Annotated in this window: 15 protein-coding genes and 4 pseudogenes; 14 read left to right on the forward strand and 5 right to left on the reverse strand. The window is 50.3% G+C overall.

All coding sequences use genetic code 11. From position 1 onward, the window contains the following. Positions 1 to 16: 16 nt before the first annotated feature. Both FG166_RS09375 and nrdI read left to right on the forward strand, forming a co-directional pair. The gene (locus tag FG166_RS09375; RefSeq protein ID WP_003681106.1) at positions 17 to 1,402 is read left to right on the forward strand and encodes a hemolysin family protein; all 1,386 of its coding nucleotides are present in this window, start codon (positions 17 to 19) and stop codon (positions 1,400 to 1,402) included. An 86-nt stretch (positions 1,403 to 1,488) separates the two neighbouring features. Next, positions 1,489 to 1,953: a class Ib ribonucleoside-diphosphate reductase assembly flavoprotein NrdI gene (nrdI, locus tag FG166_RS09380; RefSeq protein ID WP_003681105.1), complete on the forward strand. Its 465-nt coding sequence runs from the start codon at positions 1,489 to 1,491 to the stop codon at positions 1,951 to 1,953. 244 nt (positions 1,954 to 2,197) lie between these two features. Here the strand turns inward: nrdI and FG166_RS09385 are convergent, their stop codons facing one another. Beyond that, positions 2,198 to 2,629 (reverse strand): VOC family protein, encoded by a 432-nt coding sequence (locus FG166_RS09385; RefSeq protein ID WP_035430687.1) that lies wholly within the window; start codon positions 2,627 to 2,629, stop codon positions 2,198 to 2,200. Between the two features lie 192 nt (positions 2,630 to 2,821). On the opposite strand from FG166_RS09385, the gene FG166_RS09390 reads away from it, so the two are divergent. From FG166_RS09390 to gndA, 3 genes are all read left to right on the forward strand, one after another. Beyond that, on the forward strand, positions 2,822 to 3,991 hold the full coding sequence (locus FG166_RS09390; RefSeq protein ID WP_003681103.1) for a CynX/NimT family MFS transporter: 1,170 nt from the start codon (positions 2,822 to 2,824) through the stop codon (positions 3,989 to 3,991). 490 nt (positions 3,992 to 4,481) lie between these two features. Continuing rightward, positions 4,482 to 5,963 carry a glucose-6-phosphate dehydrogenase gene (gene zwf / locus FG166_RS09395; RefSeq protein ID WP_003685507.1) on the forward strand — a complete coding sequence of 494 codons (1,482 nt, stop codon included), beginning with the start codon at positions 4,482 to 4,484 and terminating at the stop codon, positions 5,961 to 5,963. A gap of 184 nt (positions 5,964 to 6,147) precedes the next feature. After that, positions 6,148 to 7,587, forward strand: a complete 1,440-nt coding sequence (gndA, locus tag FG166_RS09400; protein WP_003681101.1) for an NADP-dependent phosphogluconate dehydrogenase — start codon at positions 6,148 to 6,150, stop codon at positions 7,585 to 7,587. Positions 7,588 to 7,952: 365 nt separating this feature from the next. Here gndA and FG166_RS09405 read toward each other — a convergent pair whose 3' ends face one another. Then, positions 7,953 to 8,426, reverse strand: a complete 474-nt coding sequence (locus tag FG166_RS09405; RefSeq protein WP_035430686.1) for a universal stress protein — start codon at positions 8,424 to 8,426, stop codon at positions 7,953 to 7,955. Between the two features lie 161 nt (positions 8,427 to 8,587). Here FG166_RS09405 and FG166_RS09410 point away from each other — a divergent pair, with 161 nt between their 5' ends. From FG166_RS09410 to FG166_RS09420, 3 genes and pseudogenes are all read left to right on the forward strand, one after another. Then, on the forward strand, positions 8,588 to 9,043 hold the full coding sequence (locus FG166_RS09410) for an Lrp/AsnC family transcriptional regulator (protein WP_021350128.1): 456 nt from the start codon (positions 8,588 to 8,590) through the stop codon (positions 9,041 to 9,043). Between the two features lie 158 nt (positions 9,044 to 9,201). Next, positions 9,202 to 9,969, forward strand: a pseudogene (locus FG166_RS09415) (glucose 1-dehydrogenase). 16 nt (positions 9,970 to 9,985) lie between these two features. Continuing rightward, positions 9,986 to 10,987 carry a LacI family DNA-binding transcriptional regulator gene (locus tag FG166_RS09420; protein WP_024501235.1) on the forward strand — a complete coding sequence of 334 codons (1,002 nt, stop codon included), beginning with the start codon at positions 9,986 to 9,988 and terminating at the stop codon, positions 10,985 to 10,987. A gap of 271 nt (positions 10,988 to 11,258) precedes the next feature. On the opposite strand, the gene pepF is transcribed toward FG166_RS09420, so the two are convergent. Further along, entirely contained in the window at positions 11,259 to 13,067 is a 1,809-nt protein-coding gene (gene pepF, locus FG166_RS09425; RefSeq protein WP_003681092.1) for an oligoendopeptidase F, read from the reverse strand. 2 nt (positions 13,068 to 13,069) lie between these two features. Next, entirely contained in the window at positions 13,070 to 14,362 is a 1,293-nt protein-coding gene (locus tag FG166_RS09430; protein WP_003681091.1) for a dicarboxylate/amino acid:cation symporter, read from the reverse strand. Between the two features lie 247 nt (positions 14,363 to 14,609). Between FG166_RS09430 and FG166_RS09435 the strand changes: the two genes are divergently transcribed. Further along, positions 14,610 to 15,281 carry a YczE/YyaS/YitT family protein gene (locus FG166_RS09435; RefSeq protein ID WP_003681090.1) on the forward strand — a complete coding sequence of 224 codons (672 nt, stop codon included), beginning with the start codon at positions 14,610 to 14,612 and terminating at the stop codon, positions 15,279 to 15,281. Between the two features lie 84 nt (positions 15,282 to 15,365). Here the strand turns inward: FG166_RS09435 and FG166_RS09440 are convergent. Then, a pseudogene (locus FG166_RS09440) lies at positions 15,366 to 15,602 on the reverse strand (transposase); the annotation flags it as partial. Between the two features lie 83 nt (positions 15,603 to 15,685). Here FG166_RS09440 and FG166_RS09445 point away from each other — a divergent pair. The 5 genes and pseudogenes from FG166_RS09445 to FG166_RS09465 all read left to right on the forward strand — a co-directional run bounded on the left by FG166_RS09445 (position 15,686) and on the right by FG166_RS09465 (position 19,977). Beyond that, positions 15,686 to 16,755, forward strand: a pseudogene (locus tag FG166_RS09445) (IS3-like element IS1163 family transposase). A gap of 238 nt (positions 16,756 to 16,993) precedes the next feature. Further along, positions 16,994 to 17,608 carry a helix-turn-helix domain-containing protein gene (locus FG166_RS09450; RefSeq protein ID WP_035431426.1) on the forward strand — a complete coding sequence of 205 codons (615 nt, stop codon included), beginning with the start codon at positions 16,994 to 16,996 and terminating at the stop codon, positions 17,606 to 17,608. Next, positions 17,605 to 18,411, forward strand: coding sequence for an IS3 family transposase (locus FG166_RS09455; RefSeq protein ID WP_137876777.1), 807 nt, complete (start codon positions 17,605 to 17,607; stop codon positions 18,409 to 18,411). The genes FG166_RS09450 and FG166_RS09455 overlap by 4 nt, the downstream gene beginning before the upstream one ends. A 20-nt stretch (positions 18,412 to 18,431) precedes the next feature. After that, positions 18,432 to 19,132 (forward strand): annotated as a pseudogene (locus FG166_RS09460) (helix-turn-helix domain-containing protein). After that, the gene (locus FG166_RS09465; protein ID WP_137876776.1) at positions 19,069 to 19,977 is read left to right on the forward strand and encodes an IS3 family transposase; all 909 of its coding nucleotides are present in this window, start codon (positions 19,069 to 19,071) and stop codon (positions 19,975 to 19,977) included. The pseudogene FG166_RS09460 and the gene FG166_RS09465 overlap by 64 nt, the downstream one beginning before the upstream one ends. Positions 19,978 to 20,025 lie beyond the last annotated feature (48 nt).

Below are 20,025 nucleotides of genomic sequence, written 5' to 3' on the forward strand. Positions count from 1 at the left end.
CGAGGGATTCGTTATTTTGGACAGCCAGCAAATTATGACTAACATCAGCATTATTTTAATCACCTTTATTTTCGCCGCCTTCTTCGTGGCCGCCGAGTTTGCCCTGGTGCAAACCCGGATTACCGCCCTAGAAGAGGCCCAAGAAAACTTCGAGGAGCGCCGGGGTAAAAAGAGCCTCAAGATCGAACGGGCGCTCACGATGGTTTCTAACTTAACCGAGTACCTATCGACCACCCAGGTTGGGACCTCGGTGTGCGGGATCATCCTCGGTTGGATCGGGGAGCAAACGATCGAAGAACTCCTGATCAACTTTTTGAACCTCCCCGCCCTAGCCCTGTCGACCACCGGTGCCCACGCAATTGCCGCCGTCATCGGGGTCCTCTTGTTAACCTACTTTGAAGTCGTCTTAACCGAGATTGTACCGAAAAACATCTCGATCGACATCCCGGTTAAGATGCTACTCTTCACCGTCACCCCCTTGCACTACTTCCACCTGCTATTTTACCCCTTCGTGTGGTTGCTTAACACCTCGGCCAACGGGCTTGTCCGCCTGGTTGGGATGAAACCGGCCAACGAAGCCGACGAGGTGCTGTCGCAAAGTGAAATCATCTCCTTGTCACGCAATGCCGTCCGCGGCGGGCAATTAGGGCGCAACGACTTGGTCTACATGGAACGGGCCTTTGACTTCAACGACAAGGTCGCCAAAGACATCATGATTGACCGGACCCAACTAACCGTCATTGACATCACACAAAGCGTTGGCGACGCCCTCGACCTGTACATCACCTCCAAGTACTCGCGCCTGCCGGTCGTGGCCGACGGTGATAAGGATAAGATCTTGGGCTACGTCTTTAACTACGACTTGATCCGCCAACAGCGTGTCGACCCCACCGTTTCCTTAGCCAAAATCTTACGCCACCTGTCAACAACACCGGAAGCCACCCCGATCACCGAGGTCTTGCAAATGATGATCCGGACCCGGGTACCGATGGTGGTGGTGATGGACGAATACGGCGGTACCGCCGGGATCATCACCGACAAGGACATTTACGAAGAGCTCTTCGGGACCGTCCGCGATGAAATTGATAACGTCGCCGATAACCTGATCCAAAAGGGTGAACACGGTCAATACCAAGTCGATGGCAAAACGACCACCTACGATTTTGAACGCTACTTCCACACCGACATCAAGGCCTTTGACCACTCCAACGCCGTTACCTTAGCCGGGTTTGTAATGGACACGGTTCCCCACGTTCACGAGGGCCAGACGATTGAACTAGGCGACTTTCAGTTAACGGTGGCCGACTACCAAAACTCATACATTGATCGCTTTGTAGTTCAACGCCTGGAAAAAGAACCGGACTCGCCGGAGTCACCCAACCCCGGTTCTGCCGCTTCTTAGCGCGCTAGGTCACCAAAGTCGCCCTTTTAAATCCCCCCTTCCCCAGGTAAAATAGAATTTATAGAATAATCAGGAGGCCTTGTCGCATGACAACCATTAACGTCTTATACATTTCCATCGAGGGGAACACCCGCTCCTTTTTAAAGCGGCTGCAAACCTACGCTAACCAAATGAACAGCATCAACCCCGCTAATCCGACCATCAACCTCAAGGAAATCACCGCCCAAACGATCCCGGCCCACGAAGAAGAGCCCTTCTTCGCCTTCGTGCCCACCTACCTGGATGGGGGCGACGGCTTTACCTCTGGTTATACCGAAATGATGACCAACCCGCTGGGTGAATACATCGCCGAGGGCAAGAACGCCGACAACTTGATCGGCGTGGTCGGTAGCGGCAACAAAAACTTCAACGAGCAATACTGCCTGACCGCCCGGATGTACGCCAAGGCCTTTGACGCCCCGTTTGTAGCCGATTATGAACTGCGCGGCACCAACGAAGACTTGGAAGTGGTCTACCGGCGCCTAAAGGATGTGGCGGAGAAACAAGGCTAAGAAGTGCTCACCAACCTTCTTGGCAGGCCGTATGACTAAGCTAGGGCAAGGGTTGCCGCCCTGGCGGCGTTCTTTGCCCGTACTTAGGCACTAGGCCTGCGGTTGGGGAGCACGTTATCTGTATAATAGTTAAAAAGAATCCCCGAATGAAAAATCCCGAACCGGATCAATCAACACTCGATTGATCCGGTTCGGGATTTTATTTAATTGAAGTCTAAAGAGGAGGTTGGGAACACTCACTTCTTTATTCATGCTTTACAAACCCAGCCGAAATCAGCCAGGTAATGCCATAGCGGTCCACAATCTGACCCGCCTGGCCCCCCGCTGGTTGGGGGCTAAAGGGTAACGTTACGCGCTGATCATCGGAAGCGGCCAAGTGGTCAAAAAAGTCGGCCGCCGCAACGTTATCATCGGCAAAATCGAGCATGATCGAAACCAACGAAGACGTCTGGGGCATTGCCATCATGGCGTCAGCACAGATGAAGGTCTGCCCAGCGATCGTAAATTCACCGTAGGCAGTTGTTTCGTCTAAGTCCGTTAGTTCCAGACCGTAGCTATCTACCTGAGCCTTAGTTAAGGGGCGCCGCGCCACTATGTCAGCATCGAACTGCTCAGCGTAGTAGGCCATGGCCTCCTTGGCGTTTTCAAAGACCAAGTAGGGGTATATGTCTGCCATTATGTTCCTCCGTTTTTTTACAGTATCAAATAAAATTATAGGGGCGATCGGGCCATTCGTCAAACTGCCCCACCCCATGAAACCGAATTAACATTGATTAACCGGGACGTAAAACGGTTTAACATTTTGTAAACCATGTTATACTAGACTAGCTTAATTTTTACGAAATCATTAAAGAAAGGAACGCCCTTCATGAAAACTACTCGTCAGCACAGCGCCTTTTTGATCATCGGGATCTTCTTGCTCGGGGCTAGCATGCGCACCCCATTCACCTCAATCCCTTCGGTGATCAACGAAATCGCCGCTAGCTTCCACACCCCGGCCACCTCGCTGGGGATCTTAACTACCATCCCCCTAATTTGCTTTGGCCTTTGTTCCACCCTGGTGCCCGGGATTGCCCGCCGTTTAGGGAACGAACTGGCCCTTTTCATCGCCCTATTGTTGTTAGCCGCCGGTTCTTACCTGCGGATCTTTGGCTTCAGCGCCCTTTTGACCGGGACCTTAATCATCGGGGTGGCGACCACCTTCATTAACGTCTTAATTCCGGCCGTCATCACCGAGAACCTACCAACGAAGATTGGCCCGGTCACCGGGACCTATAACGTGGCGATAACCCTCTTTTCAGCCGTCGGGGCCTACGCGATCGCCCCGATCAGCGCCGCCTCCAGTTGGCAATTTGCCATCGTCTTATTGTCCGGGTTAGTCCTCTTCACCGCCCTGGTGTGGTTGCCTAACCTACGCTTTAACTACCGAACATCTGGGACGGATACCAAAGAAACCGGCGCCAACATGTGGAAGAACCCACGGGCCTGGTTCTTATTGTTCTACTTTGCCGGTTCCTCCTTCGTCTTTTACACGATCGTTGCCTGGCTACCGTCAATTGCGATGGCTAACGGGATGACCACCAACACCGCTAGCCTGATTGCCGGGCTCTTCCAGCTCTTCTCGATCCCCACTGCCTTTGCCACCCCGGTGTTAGCCACTCGGATGAGCAACCGGATTTCCCTAGTCCTGGCGGCCGGGATCTCAACGGCACTGGGCTTTTTGGCGATGTTACTTCCCATCCACCAGTTCTGGTACTACGTCCTAATCGCCCTCTTACTTGGGTTAGGGACGGCAGCCACCTTCTCCTTAATCATGACCCTGCTGGGCTTAAAGACCCGCACGGCTGGTGACACCCGGAACCTGTCCGGAATGGTTCAATCGCTGGGTTACCTACTGGCCGCCTTTGGTCCGACCGTGACCGGGAACCTCAAGGCCGCTTCCGGTTCTTGGCACGGCCCGATCATCGTCACCCTGATTGTGATCTGCTTGTTCACCCTCTTTGGAACCCTGAGTGAACGCAATCAGTACGTGAATTAGGAAGTGCGACCTAACCATTGGCAAGCCGTGGACTAAGGATCGGACGAGGGTTGATGCGACACGCATCGTTCTCCGGCCGTACTTAGACACTAGGTCCGTGGTTAGGAGCACGTTATGGGAAGTGCGACTAACCTTCTCGACGGGCCGTATGGCTAAGCTAGGCTGAAGGTTGATGCGGTACACATCGTTCTTCAGCCGTACTTAAACACTAGGTCCGTGGTTAGGAGCACGTTATGGGAAATGACCACGGGTTAGCGCGCCAGCGGTGTTCTGTGGCCGGACGGTTACTAAGAGTTTGAAAAATTTATTTCAATCTAGACCAATTGACACGAAAACCGGTTAGTAGGCTGTTCGCCGCTAACAAGGTTGGTGATCCATTTCACGAAAGTGGCACCACCACTACTGGGCGCCCGTGCAATCAATTTCCAGAAAGTATATAATTAGTTCGTTAAGGTTGTATTCTTTGATCATTCTTAGAGGAGTGAACATTTTGGCTAAGGAAAATAAAGCTGTCATCACATTATTCGGGGCCACCGGTGACTTGGCCCAACGCAAGCTCTACCCATCTTTGTTTAACCTGTATCAAAAGGGTTACCTTGCGGAACACTTTGCCCTGCTCGGGACGTCCCGTCGGCCGGTTTCCGACGAAGAATTCCAAGCAATGGTGGAAAAGTCGATCTCTGGCATTGACGAAGTGCAAGCTGGTAACGCACAGGCGTTCGCTAAGCACTTCTTCTACCAATCTCACGACGTCACTAAGCCGGAACACTACGAAGTGTTAAAGGAACGGCTTGAAAAGTTGGACGAACAATTCGAAACGGAAGGCAACCGCCTCTTCTACATGTCGATGGCCCCACAATTCTTCGGGACGATCGCTTTGAACTTAAAGAAGCAAGCCCTGCTGACTGACGATGGGTTCAACCGTCTGGTCATCGAAAAGCCATTTGGTCGCGACTTTGCGTCTGCCAAGGCCTTAAACGATGAACTTTCCCAAACGTTTAAGGAAGACCAAATCTTCCGGATTGACCACTACCTGGGTAAGGAAATGATCCAAAACATCGAAGCCCTGCGCTTTGGGAACACGATCATTGAATCCCTTTGGAACAACCGTTACATCGACAACATCCAGGTAACCCTGTCCGAAAAGCTCGGGGTTGAAGAACGGGCCGGTTACTACGACCACTCCGGTGCTTTGCGTGACATGGTGCAAAACCACATCATGCAAGTCGTTGCCCAATTAGCGATGGAACAACCCGTTGCCTTCACCGACTCCGACGTCCGGGTTGAAAAGATCAAGGCCCTGCGTTCCCTGCGCTTGTACACACCGTCAGAAGCCGCTTCTAACTTCGTGCGTGGCCAATACGACGCCGGCGCTGACAACCCAGACTACCGTCATGAAGACGGGGTTGACCCACAATCCAACACCGAAACCTTCGTGGCTGCCAAGCTGATGTTTGACAACTACCGCTGGTCCGGGGTGCCGTTCTACGTGCGGACCGGGAAGAAGCTGGCTGACAAGTTCACCCGCATCGACGTGGTCTTCCGTAAGCCGTTAATCGACATCTTCGCTAACCCACGGATGGCTTCTGAACAATCCCTGAAGAGCAACGTCTTGACCATCTACGTTGAACCGCAATCTGGTTTTGCCTTGCGGGTTAACGCCAAGACGGCCGGCCAAGGTTTCCAAACTGAACCGGTTGACCTGGAGTACATGCAAAACGACTCCAGCAAGAAGGAAGCTCCAGAACCGTACGAACGTCTCTTCCACGACGCCTTAGAAGGTAACCACACCAACTTCGCGTCCTGGTCTGAAATTGCCTACGCATGGAAGTTCGTTGACGTCGTTCGTAAGCTCTGGGACATTGAAGAACCTCAATTCCCGAACTACACGCCAGGTACGATGGGCCCAGCCGCTTCTGATGAACTACTGGCTCGCGATGGCCGGGCATGGGTCTACAACTTAAACCACTAGACCTTACGGTGATGGTAGCGCTTTTGGTAAAAATTGGTAGCTGACTAATCACCTAAAAAGGACCGGCATGGGCGCCATCGCGGCCTTGTTCAAAGTTACGCAAAGGTATTTCCCCACCCGGTTCAATCTGTTATAATGTCACTTGTATGTAAGTAATTGTTTATTTAAGGAGTGTGACAACACAATGGCTGATCAAACGGCACAAATTGGTGTAATCGGTCTTGCCGTCATGGGTAAGAACCTGGCGCTGAACATTGAAAGTCGCGGTTTCACGGTTGGGGTATACAACCGTCACCGTGAACGGACTGACGAAATGATGCGCGACCACAGCGAAAAGAAGCTCGTTCCTTCATACACGATTGAAGACTTCGTTAACTCCCTGGAAAAGCCTCGTCGAATCCTGATGATGGTTCAAGCCGGTAAGGGTACTGACGCTGTTATCAACGAACTGCTTCCGCTGCTGGACAAGGGTGATGTCTTAATCGACGGTGGGAACACTAACTTCCACGACACCATGGCCCGCAACGCTAAGCTGGACGAATCTGGGATCAACTTCATCGGAATGGGTGTTTCCGGTGGTGAATTGGGTGCCCTCCAAGGTCCTTCCCTGATGCCAGGTGGTCAAAAGGAAGCTTACGACCTGGTTGCCCCAATCCTGACCCAAATCGCCGCTAAGGCTGAAGACGGCAAGCCATGTGTTTCCTACATCGGTCCGAACGGTGCAGGTCACTACGTAAAGATGGTCCACAACGGGATCGAATACGGGGACGAAGAATTAATCGACGAAAGCTACAACGTTATGCGTAACGTTCTTGGCCTTTCCGTTGACGAAATGGCTGACATCTTCGCCGAATGGAACAAGGGTGAACTTGATTCCTACCTCGTTGAAATCACTGCTGATATTCTGACCCGTAAGGACGACTTAGGTGACGACAAGAACTTACCAATTGTTGACGCTATCTTGGACCGTGGTGCTAACAAGGGTACTGGTAAGTGGTCTTCTGAAACCGCCCTCGATGGTGGTGCACCACAATCCGTGATCACGGAAGCCGTTTACGCTCGTTACATCTCCATGCTGAAGGACGAACGGGTTGCCGCAAGCAAGGAACTTCCTGAAGACGTTGAAAAGGTTACCTTTTCCGACGACGAAAAGAAGGAATACATCGAAAAGGTTCGCCAAGCCCTTTACTTCGGTAAGGTGATGTCTTACGCCCAAGGGTTCGAACAAATGCGGATCGACTCCGAACGCTACGACTGGAACCTGCAATACGGTGAATTAGCTCAAATCTGGCGTGAAGGTTGCATCATCCGTGCCCAATTCCTTCAAAAGATTACTGATGCCTTTGAAAAGAACCCGGCCCTCAAGAACTTGCTTCTTGACGACTACTTCAAGGACATTGCTAAGAAGTACCAAAAGGCCATTCGTGAAGTGGTTGCCCTCTCCGTTAAGGCTGGGATTCCGGTTCCTTCCCTCGCCGCAGCCATCAACTACTATGACTCCTACCGTGCAGAAGTTCTGCCTGCTAACCTCTTGCAAGCACAACGCGACTACTTCGGTGCCCACACTTACGAACGTACCGACCGTCCGGGGAACTTCCACTACTCCTGGTACGAAGAACAATAAAAACTGTTTACTCAGTTCAAGAGCCTCCTGCGGGAGGTTCTTTTTTTATGGGAAGTGCGGACCAACCCATCAAGCAGGCCGTGGGCTAAGGATAGGGCGAATGGTTGGTGCGGAACACACCGTTCTTCGGCCAGACTTAGCCACTAGGCCTGCGGTTGGGAGCACGTTATTGGGAGTGCGACCCGACCTTCCTTAACGGCCGTTGGGCTAAGCTAGGGCGGTGGTTGATGCGGCACGCATCGTTCTCCGTCCGTACTTAGACACTAGGCCCGTGGTCGGGAGCACGTTATCTGTGTTGCATCCAAGCATCAAAAAACGGGCGCCCAACTAGGACGTCCGTTTTTTCTATCATCTAGTATCAAATTTTACTTTTCCGGCAACTTATTGTTAACGTCGGTCCGCACCACCAGCACGTCCACTTGGGCGTTCCGCTTTACAAAGGAGGTCACTGAGCCAACCATCGCCCGTTGAACCCGGGAAAGGCCACTCGCCCCCATCATGATCAAGTCATTGTGGTGGTCGCGTGGGAAATCAAAGGAAACCACCGTCTTAGGGTTCCCCAACCGGATGTGAATGTCGATGTTGTCAAAGCCTTCTTCATTCTTGGCCCGTTCCAGCAGTTCATCTAAGTACTCCTTGGACTTATCAACCAATTGGTAGGCAATGCTTCCGTCAGACATGCCGGCGAAGTTGTAAGATATCGCCCGGGTGTCGACCACGTTTAGTAAATCAAGGTGGGCGCCGTTACGTTTGGCCGTTGCCACCGCCTTGTTGAAGGCCAGTTCTGCTTGCTTGGATCCGTCAACCGGAACCAGGATGTTTTCGTATTCTTGACTCATAAAAGTAACCTCCATTCACTCAACTCTTTCACTCATTATACCATTGATAAAAGGCTTTCAAAAGGCGGGATCACTCGGAGCTGCAACAAAATTGACTTTTGAATCCAAAACGCCTAAAATTCTCACAAACGTTATTGGTTCATATGAAGGGACGCTCACTTATGGATACCATCGATCAAAAAATCATCAACATGCTGCAAAAAAACGCTCGGGTCTCCTTAAAGGAACTTTCGGCGGCCTGCTTTATTTCTTCCCCCGCCATCGCCGCCCGGATTAACAAGCTGGAAAAGGCCGGTATCATCACCGGCTACCACACCACGGTGAACCTAGAAAAGCTCAATTACCACGTCAAGGCCTTCATTCAGGTTCAACTCGAACCCAGCCAAAAAAAGGAATTCTACCCGTACGTGGACTCGATTCCCAACGTGGTTGAATGCAACTGCGTCACCGGTGACTACTCCGAAGTGATGGAAGTGGTCTTTGAAACCACCGCCGCTTTAGATGAATTCATCAACGACATCCAAAGCCGCTTTGGCAAGACCAGTACCCAAATCGTTTTCTCCACCAGTGTTGAGCACCGTGGATTACACCTCGCCACTGAAGACAAGGAAGACTAAGCACATCCCCCACCCTTACCCAGGTGGGGGATTTTTTTAGCTGTTTAGGTTACCGGTAACCCAAAATTAAATAATAGTTGACTTCTTTACACCGATTGGATCAAACTTTAAGCGTTAATTTTTCAGGAAACCGGTAAACTAAAAGGGAGTGTCGTTTCATGTTCAACATCAACAGCTTCAAGTTAACTGACAAGGTCGCCATCATCACCGGCGGGGTCTCGGGGCTAGGTGAATACTACACCCGGGCCATGCTGACGGTCGGCGCTAAGGTGATGGTGGTTAGCCACTCCGAGCGGGACTGGGACAAGATTAAGGCCGTCGCCGCAGAGCTTGGTGGCCAGGTCGCCTTCTTCGCCCAAAACGTCACCGCAGAAGACGCCCCGCAAAAGATTGTTAACGCCACCTTGGACCAATACGGCCGCATCGACATCTTAGTCAACAACGCCGGCCGCCAAATTCGCCACCCCTAGGATGAATTCCCCAAGGAAGACTGGCAAAAGGTGCTCGATTTAAACCTCAATTCGGTTTACTACCTTTCCCAAGAAGTGGCCAAGGTAATGAAACGACAGGACGGCGGTAAGATCATCAACATTGGTTCGATGCAATCCTACCGGGCCGGCAAGTTCATCTTCCCTTACACCGCTAGCAAGCACGGCGTTGTCGGTTTAACCAAGGCTTACGCCGACGCATTGGCCGCTGACAACATCCAGGTCAACGCCCTGGCGCCGGGTTACATCAACACCCCGATGACCAAAGCGCTACAAGAAGACCCGGTTAGAAGCAAGGAAATCTTGGAACACATCCCGGCCGGACACTGGGCCGAACCGGCTGAACTAATGGGCACCGTTGTCTTCTTGGCCAGCGCAGCTTCTAACTACGTCACCGGGGTGACGATCCCGGTTGACGGTGGCTACCTACTGCGTTAGTAAGCAGGTGACCAGATTGGCCAAACAATACACAACCATTAATGACATTGCCCACGCCGCCGGGGTTTCCAAGACCACCGTTTCGCGCTACTTAAACGGGCACTTTGAGCGCATGTCTGAGCAAACCCGGCAAAAAATTGCACAGATCATCGAAGAGGCGGGCTACCAAGCCAATTCGCAGGCCCAGGCCCTCTCCCACCGGCAAAGCCACCTGATCGGGATGGTGGTAGCCGACATCGAAAACATCTTTTCCTCCCTGCTCTTTAAGGGGGCCGACCAGGTACTAGCGGCCACCGATTACTCAATCATGCTGATGAACGCCAACAACTCCGCCACGCTCGAGCGCCGGCAATTAGAACGCTTGATTAAACTCCGGGTCGACGGGGTGATCCTTCAGCCCAGCCTGATGAATGCCGACACCTACCAGCTCTTAGCAGACGCCCAGGTACCAACGATCATCGTCGACCGTAAAGTCACCCCCGCTAAGTGGTCCCAAGTCATCACCGACAACCAGGGCTACTCTAAGCTCCTGGTTGACTACGCCGCGCGCCAAGGGTTTCAGCAGGTAGTCGTTTTAAGCGAGGCGATCAACGCCAATTCGGCCCGGCTGGAACGGTTGGCCGGGGTGCAAGCGGCCGCCAAAGAGCACGATTTAACGGTCCACCAAGTCGAAATCACCCACGATGAGCCGACCGGCAGCATTTACGCTAAGCTAGCTCAGGTACCGGACTGGTTGAACGGGCGCACCGTTATTTACGCCTTTAAGGGCACCTTGTTAACCCGCTTAATGGAGACTCTGGCCGAGTTTAACGTCCAGATCCCCAAGGAGGTCGGCGTGATGGCCTTTGACGACTGGGACTGGGCCAAACTGATGTCGCCACAGATCACCACCATCCAACAGGACCCGCAACAACTAGGTCAAGTCGCCGCAAAAAACCTCCTCGCCCTGCTCGACCACCAGGAGGTCCCGGCTACGACCCTGGTCGATTCCCAGATTATGGTTCGAAAGTCGCTATAGCTAAAAGTGAGTGCGGACCAACCACTAGGCTTGCGGTTGGGGAGCACGTTATCTTGGAAGTGGGAAATGACCTTCTCAACAGACCGTATGGCTAAGCTAGGGCGAACGGTTGGTGTGGCACGCACCGTTCTTTACCCATACTTAGGCACTAGGCCCGTGGTTGGGAGCACGTTATCTTTGGAAGTGCGACCCAACCTCCTTGGCAAGCCGGATTGTTAAAGGCACTATAAAAGCCCAGTCACGCGGGATTCCGCACGGCTGGGCTTACTGTTTAGTTCTTAAGTAGCACTTCAATTCTGTCTAGGTACCGTTCAAAGACCGCCAAGGCTTCCTCTAGGTATTGGCTGGTGGTGGCGTCCACACCGGCTCGCTTGAGGATTTCGAGCGGCGCCGCCGAGCCCCCAGCAGAAAGGAAGTTCAGGTAGGCTTCCTTGGCCCCCGGCTTGTGTTGCCAAACGGCGCTAGCTAAGCTGGTCGAGGCCGCCCAGGAGGTGGCGTACTGGTAGACGTAGTAATTCATGTAAAAGTGCGGGACGTAGGCCCAAGACTGGGTCGCCGTGCCGTCTAACAGGGCCACGTCCGGCCCGTAATACTTCTTCAGCAGGGCGCTGCTGGTTTGGTCCAAAAAGTCGGCCGTTAACGCCTGCCCCGCCTGTTCGGTTTGGTAGGCGGTGTGCTCAAACTCGGCAAACTGGGTCTGCCGATAGATCGTGCCAATAAAGCCATCGATCGCTTGTTCTAAGACGTAAAGTTGCACCTTTTTATCAGCTTGGTACTTTTCCAGCAGGTAGCTGGTCAGGATCTGCTCGTTAAAGGTCGAAGCCACCTCGGCTAAGAAGATCGGGGCGTCGGCGTACTGGGCCGGCTGGTGGTGCTGGCTAAACCAGGAGTGCATGGCGTGGCCGGACTCGTGAGCCAAGACGTAGGTCGAATACAGCTTATCGGTCCAGTTTAGCAAGATGAAAGGGTTGGCCTTGTAAACGCTGATTTGGTAACCCCCTGAGCGCTTACCGGCGTTTTCGGCGGCGTCAATCCAGCGGTGGTCAAACTCCTCTTTCAGCCCGGCCGTGTACTCACCACCCAGCACGCTCAGGGCATCTAAGGTCAGCTGCTTACCCTCCGCAAAGGTCGTCTTCAACACGTCATCGCCGGCCAGCGGGGTGTTGATATCGGCCTGGTTAAAGTCGGCCAACCCCAGATAATCCTTTTTAATCCGGTACCAGCGGTGGGCCAAATCCAGGTGGTCATTGACCGTTTTTACCAGGGTGTCGTACACTTGCTCGTCAATCTGGTGCGGGGCCAAGGCGGCCTGGCGCCCCGATTGATAGTGGCGCAGTTCGGCGACCGCATTTTGGGCCCCGACAAAGGAGTTGAGGGTCTGGGCAAAGGTGTTGCGTAGGTCGTGGTAAGGCTTGGCGTAGGCCAAGGTGGCCTCTTTTCTGACCGGCCGTTTCAAGGACTCGGTGAACTGGCTACGGTTACCGTGGGTCAGTTGGACCAGGTTACCCTCATCGTCGTGAACCTGGCCGAAGTTGAGGTCGGCGTCGTTTAAGGTGTTGTAGATTTCATCGGCACTATCCAACGACCGGTTGAGCCGCGACAAAAGCTTCTCTTCGCTCGTCGTCAGTACGTGGCCCCTTTGCAGGCGGATCTGTTCTAACTCGTAGCGGAATTCTTCGAGTCCTGGTTCCTGCTTGAAATAACCGTCCAGCGCCCCTTCGTCAATCGCTAAAATTTCCGGTTCCAAAAAGGATTCCTTGGTGGCGATCGTCGTGGCCGCCTTGGCTGCCGTCCCAAACAGGGCGTTGGCGTTTGCATCGGTGGTGTCACTGTCCCGGCGTAAGAAGGCGTAGACGTATTCTTTTTCCAGGTCGGTTTCGATTTGCTTGTGAGTGTTTAATGCAGCGAGCAGCTCCTTGGCCCCATTAAGATGGCCGGCAAACCCGGAGAGCTTGTCGGCCAGCAGTAAGGTGTCATCAAGGTCCGCCCGCATGGCGTCATCGGATGGGTACAAAAGCGTCAAGTCCCAGGTTAATTCGGTGGGAACCTCATCGCGCGCCAGTAAACGGGTGTTGGTCATGATTATGCTTCCTTTAAATCTTCTTTTTTGTAGTTATCTAAGTAGTGGTGGTACTTGTCTTGGTCTAGCGACTTTTCAGATTCACCAATTACCAACGTGGCAACGGTGTTCCCGACCACGTTGACGGCGGTCCGGCCCATGTCGACAAACCGGTCAATCCCGGCGATAAAGGTTAAGCCGGCTACCGGCACCCCGATCGTAGAAACCGAGGCTAAGAGGACCACGAAGGAGGCCCCCGGTACCCCGGCCATCCCCTTGGAGGTGATCATCAAGACCACCAGCAGGGTAAACTGGTGCTCCCAGGTCAGGTGTAAGCCGTACGCCTGGGCCAAGAAGAGGGCGGCTAAGGATTGGTAAATCGCCGACCCGTCGAGGTTAAAGGTGTAACCAGTCGGGATGACAAAGGAGGCAATCCCCTTGTCGACCCCCATCTTTTGGGTCTTTTCCATCAGCCGCGGCAGGGTCGCCTCGGAGCTGGCGGTCGAAAAGGCCAGCATGATTTCTTCAAAGACCGCCCGCATCGTCTTCCAATAGTGCAGGTGGAACATCTTAGCCACGATCCCGAGGACCACGACACAAAAGATAACCATTGTTACGTAGGCAATCAGGATGAAGTAGCCCAGTGGCAGGAGGGCGGACAACCCCATTTGGGCAACCGTCATTCCGATCAGGCCAAAAACCCCAATTGGGGCGAACTTCATCACCCAGTTGGTGACCTTGAACATAACTTCGGAAACGCCGTTTAAGACGTCCACTAAGACCTTACCCCGTTCCCCAATCGCGGCGATCCCCAGACCGAAGAAGACGGAGAAAAAGATCACGGGCATCATTTCCCCATCGGCTAGGGACTTAAAGATGTTCGTTGGAATAATGGCTAAAATTGTATCCCAAATCCCGGTATGGGAGGCCGACTTAGCGGTCGTCATGTACTTGGAAATATCACTTCCTTGTAGGTCATGGATGTTAATAAAGGTCCCAGGGTGGGCAAGGTTACCAACTACCAACCCTAAGACAATGGCGATCGTGGTTAAGACCTCAAAGTAAATGATGGTCTTACCACCAATCCGACCAAGCTTGTGTAGGTCCCCGATGTTGGCAATCCCAACCGTCAGGCAGGAGACCACGATTGGTAAAACAATCATTTGAATTAACCGTAGGAAAATCGTCCCTAGGTTACTCATGATCGTAATGGCGCCCTGGTTATGGTAGGTAAAGGCCCCACACACAATCCCCAGGACGAGTCCGATCACGATTTGCCACCCGAGACTCAGGCGGAAAAAGCGGTACTTCTTCATAAAGAATCCTCCATCTCATATCTCTTAAAAGTCACTCTCATTATTTTATCACAATTTCAGGATTTCTTTCGGCTTTTCCGCAAATTAGGTGATAAACCAATTTCGTGATTTACTAACTTGACGGGCTTTGCCGGTTAAAACAGCGGCGCCCCGATTTTAAAAGCCGAACTTTCCCAATCAATCTTTAAAATTTCCCTAGAAGTTGTATCATAAAACATGATCGATTTGCCATGAAAGGAATTACACCATGATAACCACTACCCGCGCCGATACCCTGTCCGGGCGCTTTTTCTTCTTATTCGTTTCCATCTTCTTAAACGCCTTTTCTAACGCCCTGACCGTTTCCACCAACATGGGGTCGGCGATCTGGACCGCCTCGGCCGTTAACTTGAGCCACTGGGTCCACCTCTCCTTAGGGAACGCCCTTTTTTTGGAGGGGATCGTGGTCGCCGTGGCCAACCTCTTTTTACTGGGGCGTTTTGACTACTTCCGTTTGATTCGCAACCTCCTTTACATCACTCCCTTTTCCTATTTACTAGCCGGCTTTGAACACTTCTTCATTTCCCTGGGGGTTGGCACCCTCCCCCTGTGGTGGCGGCTAATCTTAGACGTCGTTGGCCTCTTTGGGGTCGCCGTGGCCGTTTCAATCTACCAGCGGGCCAACTTGATCATGCACCCCAACGACGACCTTCCCTACATCCTGCGCTTCCGCTTTATGCACGGGTCACCAGTTTGGTCCCAGTGGGCCTCCAACGTTCCGCCGCTGTTGATCGTCTTGTTCTCCTGGCTCTTTACCGGCCAATTATTCGCCTTTAACTTTGGGACCTTTTACAACATCGCCACCCAGGGTTACCTGATTGGCTGGGCTGATCGCCACGTCTTCAAGAACTTACACCACCATTTGGAATTTAAGAATTAGGAAGTGCTCCCCAACCTCAGGGACTGGCAATTGCCAGCCTCTTTTTTTACTTTTGGCAGATTGCAAGAAATAACTTGAACAAATTTAGTAACGCAGATTACGTAAAAAGATCTCAATCGGTGTTCGCCAATTTAAACATTTGAGTGGTCAGGAATTCTAATACCAGTTAATTTGAATCAATTCATCATCGGTAATCTCATCAATCGGTTGACCTTTGGGAATGAAGCGGCGTAGTACTCGGTTGCGATTTTCATTACTGCCTCGTTCATGTGGCGAATAAGCGTGCGCAAAGTACAGCGGAACACCGGCCTGTTCTTCAATCAAATTGCTCCTATCCTAGTATTTGGTACATAAATTTCTGAACAGTTGTGCCATAATTAATAAAACAAGATAGGAGCATTCCAATGAAACGATATCAAGATGATTTTAAAGCCAGCATTGTGAAGATGCATCGTGAAGAGAAAAGATCTATTCGCTCGCTTTCCGAGGAATACGGTGTTTCTCCAGCCGCAATTCATAACTGGGTTAAAGGCGCTAAATCAGTTGAGCTAGAAGACGGTACTGAAGTAACGTCCAAAGAATTCAAACAACTTCAAAAGGAAAATTAGCGATTAAAAGAGGAACTTGAAATTTTAAAAGTTGCGGCGGTGTTACTGGGAAAGCATTAGGACGAATTAATTGCCTTGTCTTCATAGAAGATCAGTTATTGCGACACCGCTTATCAATTATTCTTTCGGCACTGAAATTACCGCGCAGCACCTATTACCATTGGAAAAGATATCAGCCTAGTCAACACGAACGTGTTGATAATCAGCTCAAAGAAAAAATTAAATTGATTTGGGAAAATAATTATCGTGCCTATGGTTATCCACGAATAACGATGGTGCTTCGCAAGTCAGGCATCTGTGTTGGGTCAAAACGAATTTTACGATTAATGAGGGAAATGGAGATTCACTCTTTAATGAATCGGCGATTTAAAAAACCTGGCACTCATGTGGATCATTCACAACGCCCCAATTTAATCAAGCACCAGCCCAATGCAAGGATATGGCGTGCTGACATTACTTATTTGGAATTACGTCCAGGAACCTGGGTTTATCTCAGTTCTATTTACGAACCAAAGGTTCATCAAGTCCTTGCTTTCAAGATTGGTCGTCAGATGGAGGCGACGTTAGTTGTAGAAACGATTAATCAGGCGCTTGAATGTCATCAAAAGCCACAATATTTTCACTCTGACATGGGTTCACAGTACACCAGCAACGAAGTTGAAACTTTACTTGAACGGCATCAGATTAGCCACTCATACTCAAAACAAGGTTATCCTTATGATAATGGGCCAATTGAAGCTTTTCACTCATTGTTGAAGAGAGAGTTTGCCTTTCAAACAACTTTTTCCGATTTTGAGGACTTGGTAATCCGAACCTCAAATTACATCAGTTGGTTTAATTCCGACAGAATTAGAACGAGTGTTTAGAAAAAGATGTGCCATTTATTGACATAGGAGCAATATTTGAGACAGATACGCATCAAAAAAAAGGCAATTCATCACGCCCTCGTACAATACCCCTTAGGGTTGACACTTTAAATAATAAAAGTGTCATCTCTAGGGGGTGTTTTGAATAGGAACATATTCAACGACGGAAAAATTAAGGTTACTCAGTAATTACCAAGATTCAGACTACTCACTCGGGGTATACGCGGATTATCACCAGGTGCGGACCTCTAGCCTTAACAGATGGATTAAACAATTTTTAACGGCTGGTTTAGCTGGATTGATTCGCCCTGAACACAATCACAGGTACACACTTCAAACCAAGCGATCAGCCGTTAAAGCTTACCTTTCAGGTACCCTGTCAGGCCAAGCAATTCTCAATAGATATCAAATTCGTAGTCTTTCCCAACTACATCAATGGATTGTCCGGTACAATAGTGGACAATTAAGTGTTGCTTACGCAACAAGAAAGCGAGCTAGGAAAGTGGGCCGAAAAGTTACTTTTGAGGAGAAACGGCAAATTACTCAATGGACAATTGATCACGAGTATAACTATCAAGCCGCGGCAAAGAAATTTAATGTCAGCTATCAACGGGTCTATTCATGGGTACGAAAGTACCAAAGAACTCACGATTGGGAATCCCTTCAGGATAACCGGGGTCGCCATAAAGGCAAAACACCAACCAATGAAGTGGAAAGATTACGACAAGAAGTAAGGCAGCTGAAAGCTAAAGCGAAGGAACGGGAGGTACAGATTGCCTTCGCAAAAAAATTGGTCGAAATACACAATCGGGAGGTGGAACGGCCGGACGATATCAAGCGATTCAGGAAATGAGCCAAAGTGGGTATAAGGTATCTGATCTAGTTAAAGCAGCCGGGGTAAGTCGGCAGGCTTACTACAAGTGGCTTACCCATGAACCGACGGTTCATGATATTCAAGATCAAGAAATTCTAAAGCTCGTTAAACAGTTAGAAGCACAACATAAACACTGCGTTGGTTATGACAAGATGACCCGTTTGATAAAGCAGGAAAGATTATCATACACAGTTAACAAGAAGCGCGTCATGCGCATTATGAAGGAACACAGTATTAAAGCGGACTATCGTCAGCCTAAGAGAAAACGTGTGCAGGAGCAGGAAACTTATGAAGCACAGAATACCCTGAACCGCCAGTTCGAACAAGCTGCCGCAAATCAGGTGTGGGTGACGGACACGACGGAAATTGCCTACAACATTCGTAAGTACAAAGTCCGTCTACACGTTGTCCTGGATCTATACGGTCAATACCCACTTAGCTGGATTATTACGCCTACAGAAACGAGTACTGGGGCTATTAAAGTATTTCAAATGGCCAAGCAGAAAGCCGGAGGTCTGGCACCGCTAATCCACACTGATCGCGGAGCAGCATATACTTCCAAAGCATTCAACCACTACTTGGCTAGTAATAACAGCCAACATAGTTACTCAGCCCCAGGAACACCAGCTGATAATGCGGTGATGGAGCACTGGTGGGCTGATTTTAAATCTATCTGGTTAGCACACTCACCACAACCACAAACGTTTGAAGACTTAGAACAGCTGGTGACAGAAGGCCGTACAATAGCCTTAAAAGTTGTCACTTTAAGAAATAAAAAGTGATGACTTTTGAGGCTATTTTTATGAAAATCACCTATTCAACGACTACTAAGCTTCGCTTATTAAGTCAATTTCAAAACGTTAACGAGTCACTCAAGGTTTTCGCTGATTATCACAATGTAGGTGCAGGGAGTTTAAAGCGTTGGATCCAGCAGTATCTAACTGGCGGATTGGCTAATTTAGAGCGCCCAGTACACAATCGCCGGTACCCTAAGAAGCTTTTAAGCTTCGTGCCGTCCGTGATTATCGAAATCACCGTCTTCCTACCAAAGAAATCCTATTAAAGTATGATATCCGTGGATTATCCCAACTTCGTAACTGGGTCATCCTTTACAATAATGGTAAAGAACCAGTAAGAAAGCGAGTGCGGAAGATGGGACGAAAGGTCTCGTATGACGAGAAAATCGAAATCGTTAAATGGGTCTTGAAGCATAATTATGACTACAAGCAAGCAGCGCAAAAGTTTGATATTACCTATTCCAGAGCGTATGCCTGGACACAGAAATACGAGCAAGCAAACGATTGGACGGCCCTAAAGGACCGGCGTGGCAAGACCAGGGGTAGGCAACCAGCCGACCGTGAGAAACAGTTACTCAAAGAGATTCGGGGCCTCAAAGCTAAATTACGTGAAAGAGAGGTTCAGATTGCCTTCTCAAAAAAATTGATCGAAATAAGCAACCGGGAGGTGAAGCGGCCAAACGATATCAAGCGGTTCAAGAAATGACCAGCAGTGGCGAGTACACAGTTAGTGAAACGGCCCGAGCTGCGGGAATCAGTCGGCAAGCGTATTACAAATGGTTAAATCGTAGATTATCGCTACGCGAACAGCAGGAACGGGAAGTACTGGAGGAGATCAAGCGAATCGAAAAACGGCATCAAGATAGTGTTGGATACGATAAGATGGTTCGTCTATTGAATAAAGAGGGCCGATTAAGTTACAGAGTGGGGATTAAGCGGGTTAGCAGGATTATGAAAATTAATGGAATTCGGGCGGATTACCGGCAGCCAAAAAAGGACCGCCAGGGAGCAAAACAAACCTATCAAGATGAAAACCTACTAAATCGGCAATTTAAGCAAGAAAAGCCGAATCAGGTTTGGGTAACAGATACAACAGAACTGACTTACGGGACCGCTAATAAAGTCCGTCTACACGCCATCTTAGATCTATATGGACAACGGCCAGCAGCATGGTTAATCTCACCAACGGAGACCAGAGAAGCCGCAATCAAAGTCTTTAACCAAGCCGCTAAGGCTAGTGGAACCACTCCAGAAATGATCCATACGGATCGTGGAGCGGCATATACGTCCACCAATTACAACGAAGCTCTCCGTCAGGAGAAGGTAAGGCATAGCCTATCGTCGCCTGGGACACCAGCGGATAACGCCGTAATGGAACACTTGTGGGCAGATTTTAAAGGCATCTGGCTCGAGCATCGTCCAAAGGCGCAAACTCTAGCAGAGTTACAGGAACAGGTTCGTGCTGGAATAATGTACTTCACGAATCAGTTCATTTCCGCTAAAAGAAATGACCAAACCGTGGCGGAATATTACCACGATTTGGTTGGATAAGAAAAATTGTGTTTTCGTTTTTATAAGTGTCAACTTGACAGGGGATAG

Origin of the sequence: Limosilactobacillus fermentum, assembly GCF_013394085.1 — a bacterium.
In the GTDB taxonomy this organism is placed as follows: domain Bacteria; phylum Bacillota; class Bacilli; order Lactobacillales; family Lactobacillaceae; genus Limosilactobacillus; species Limosilactobacillus fermentum.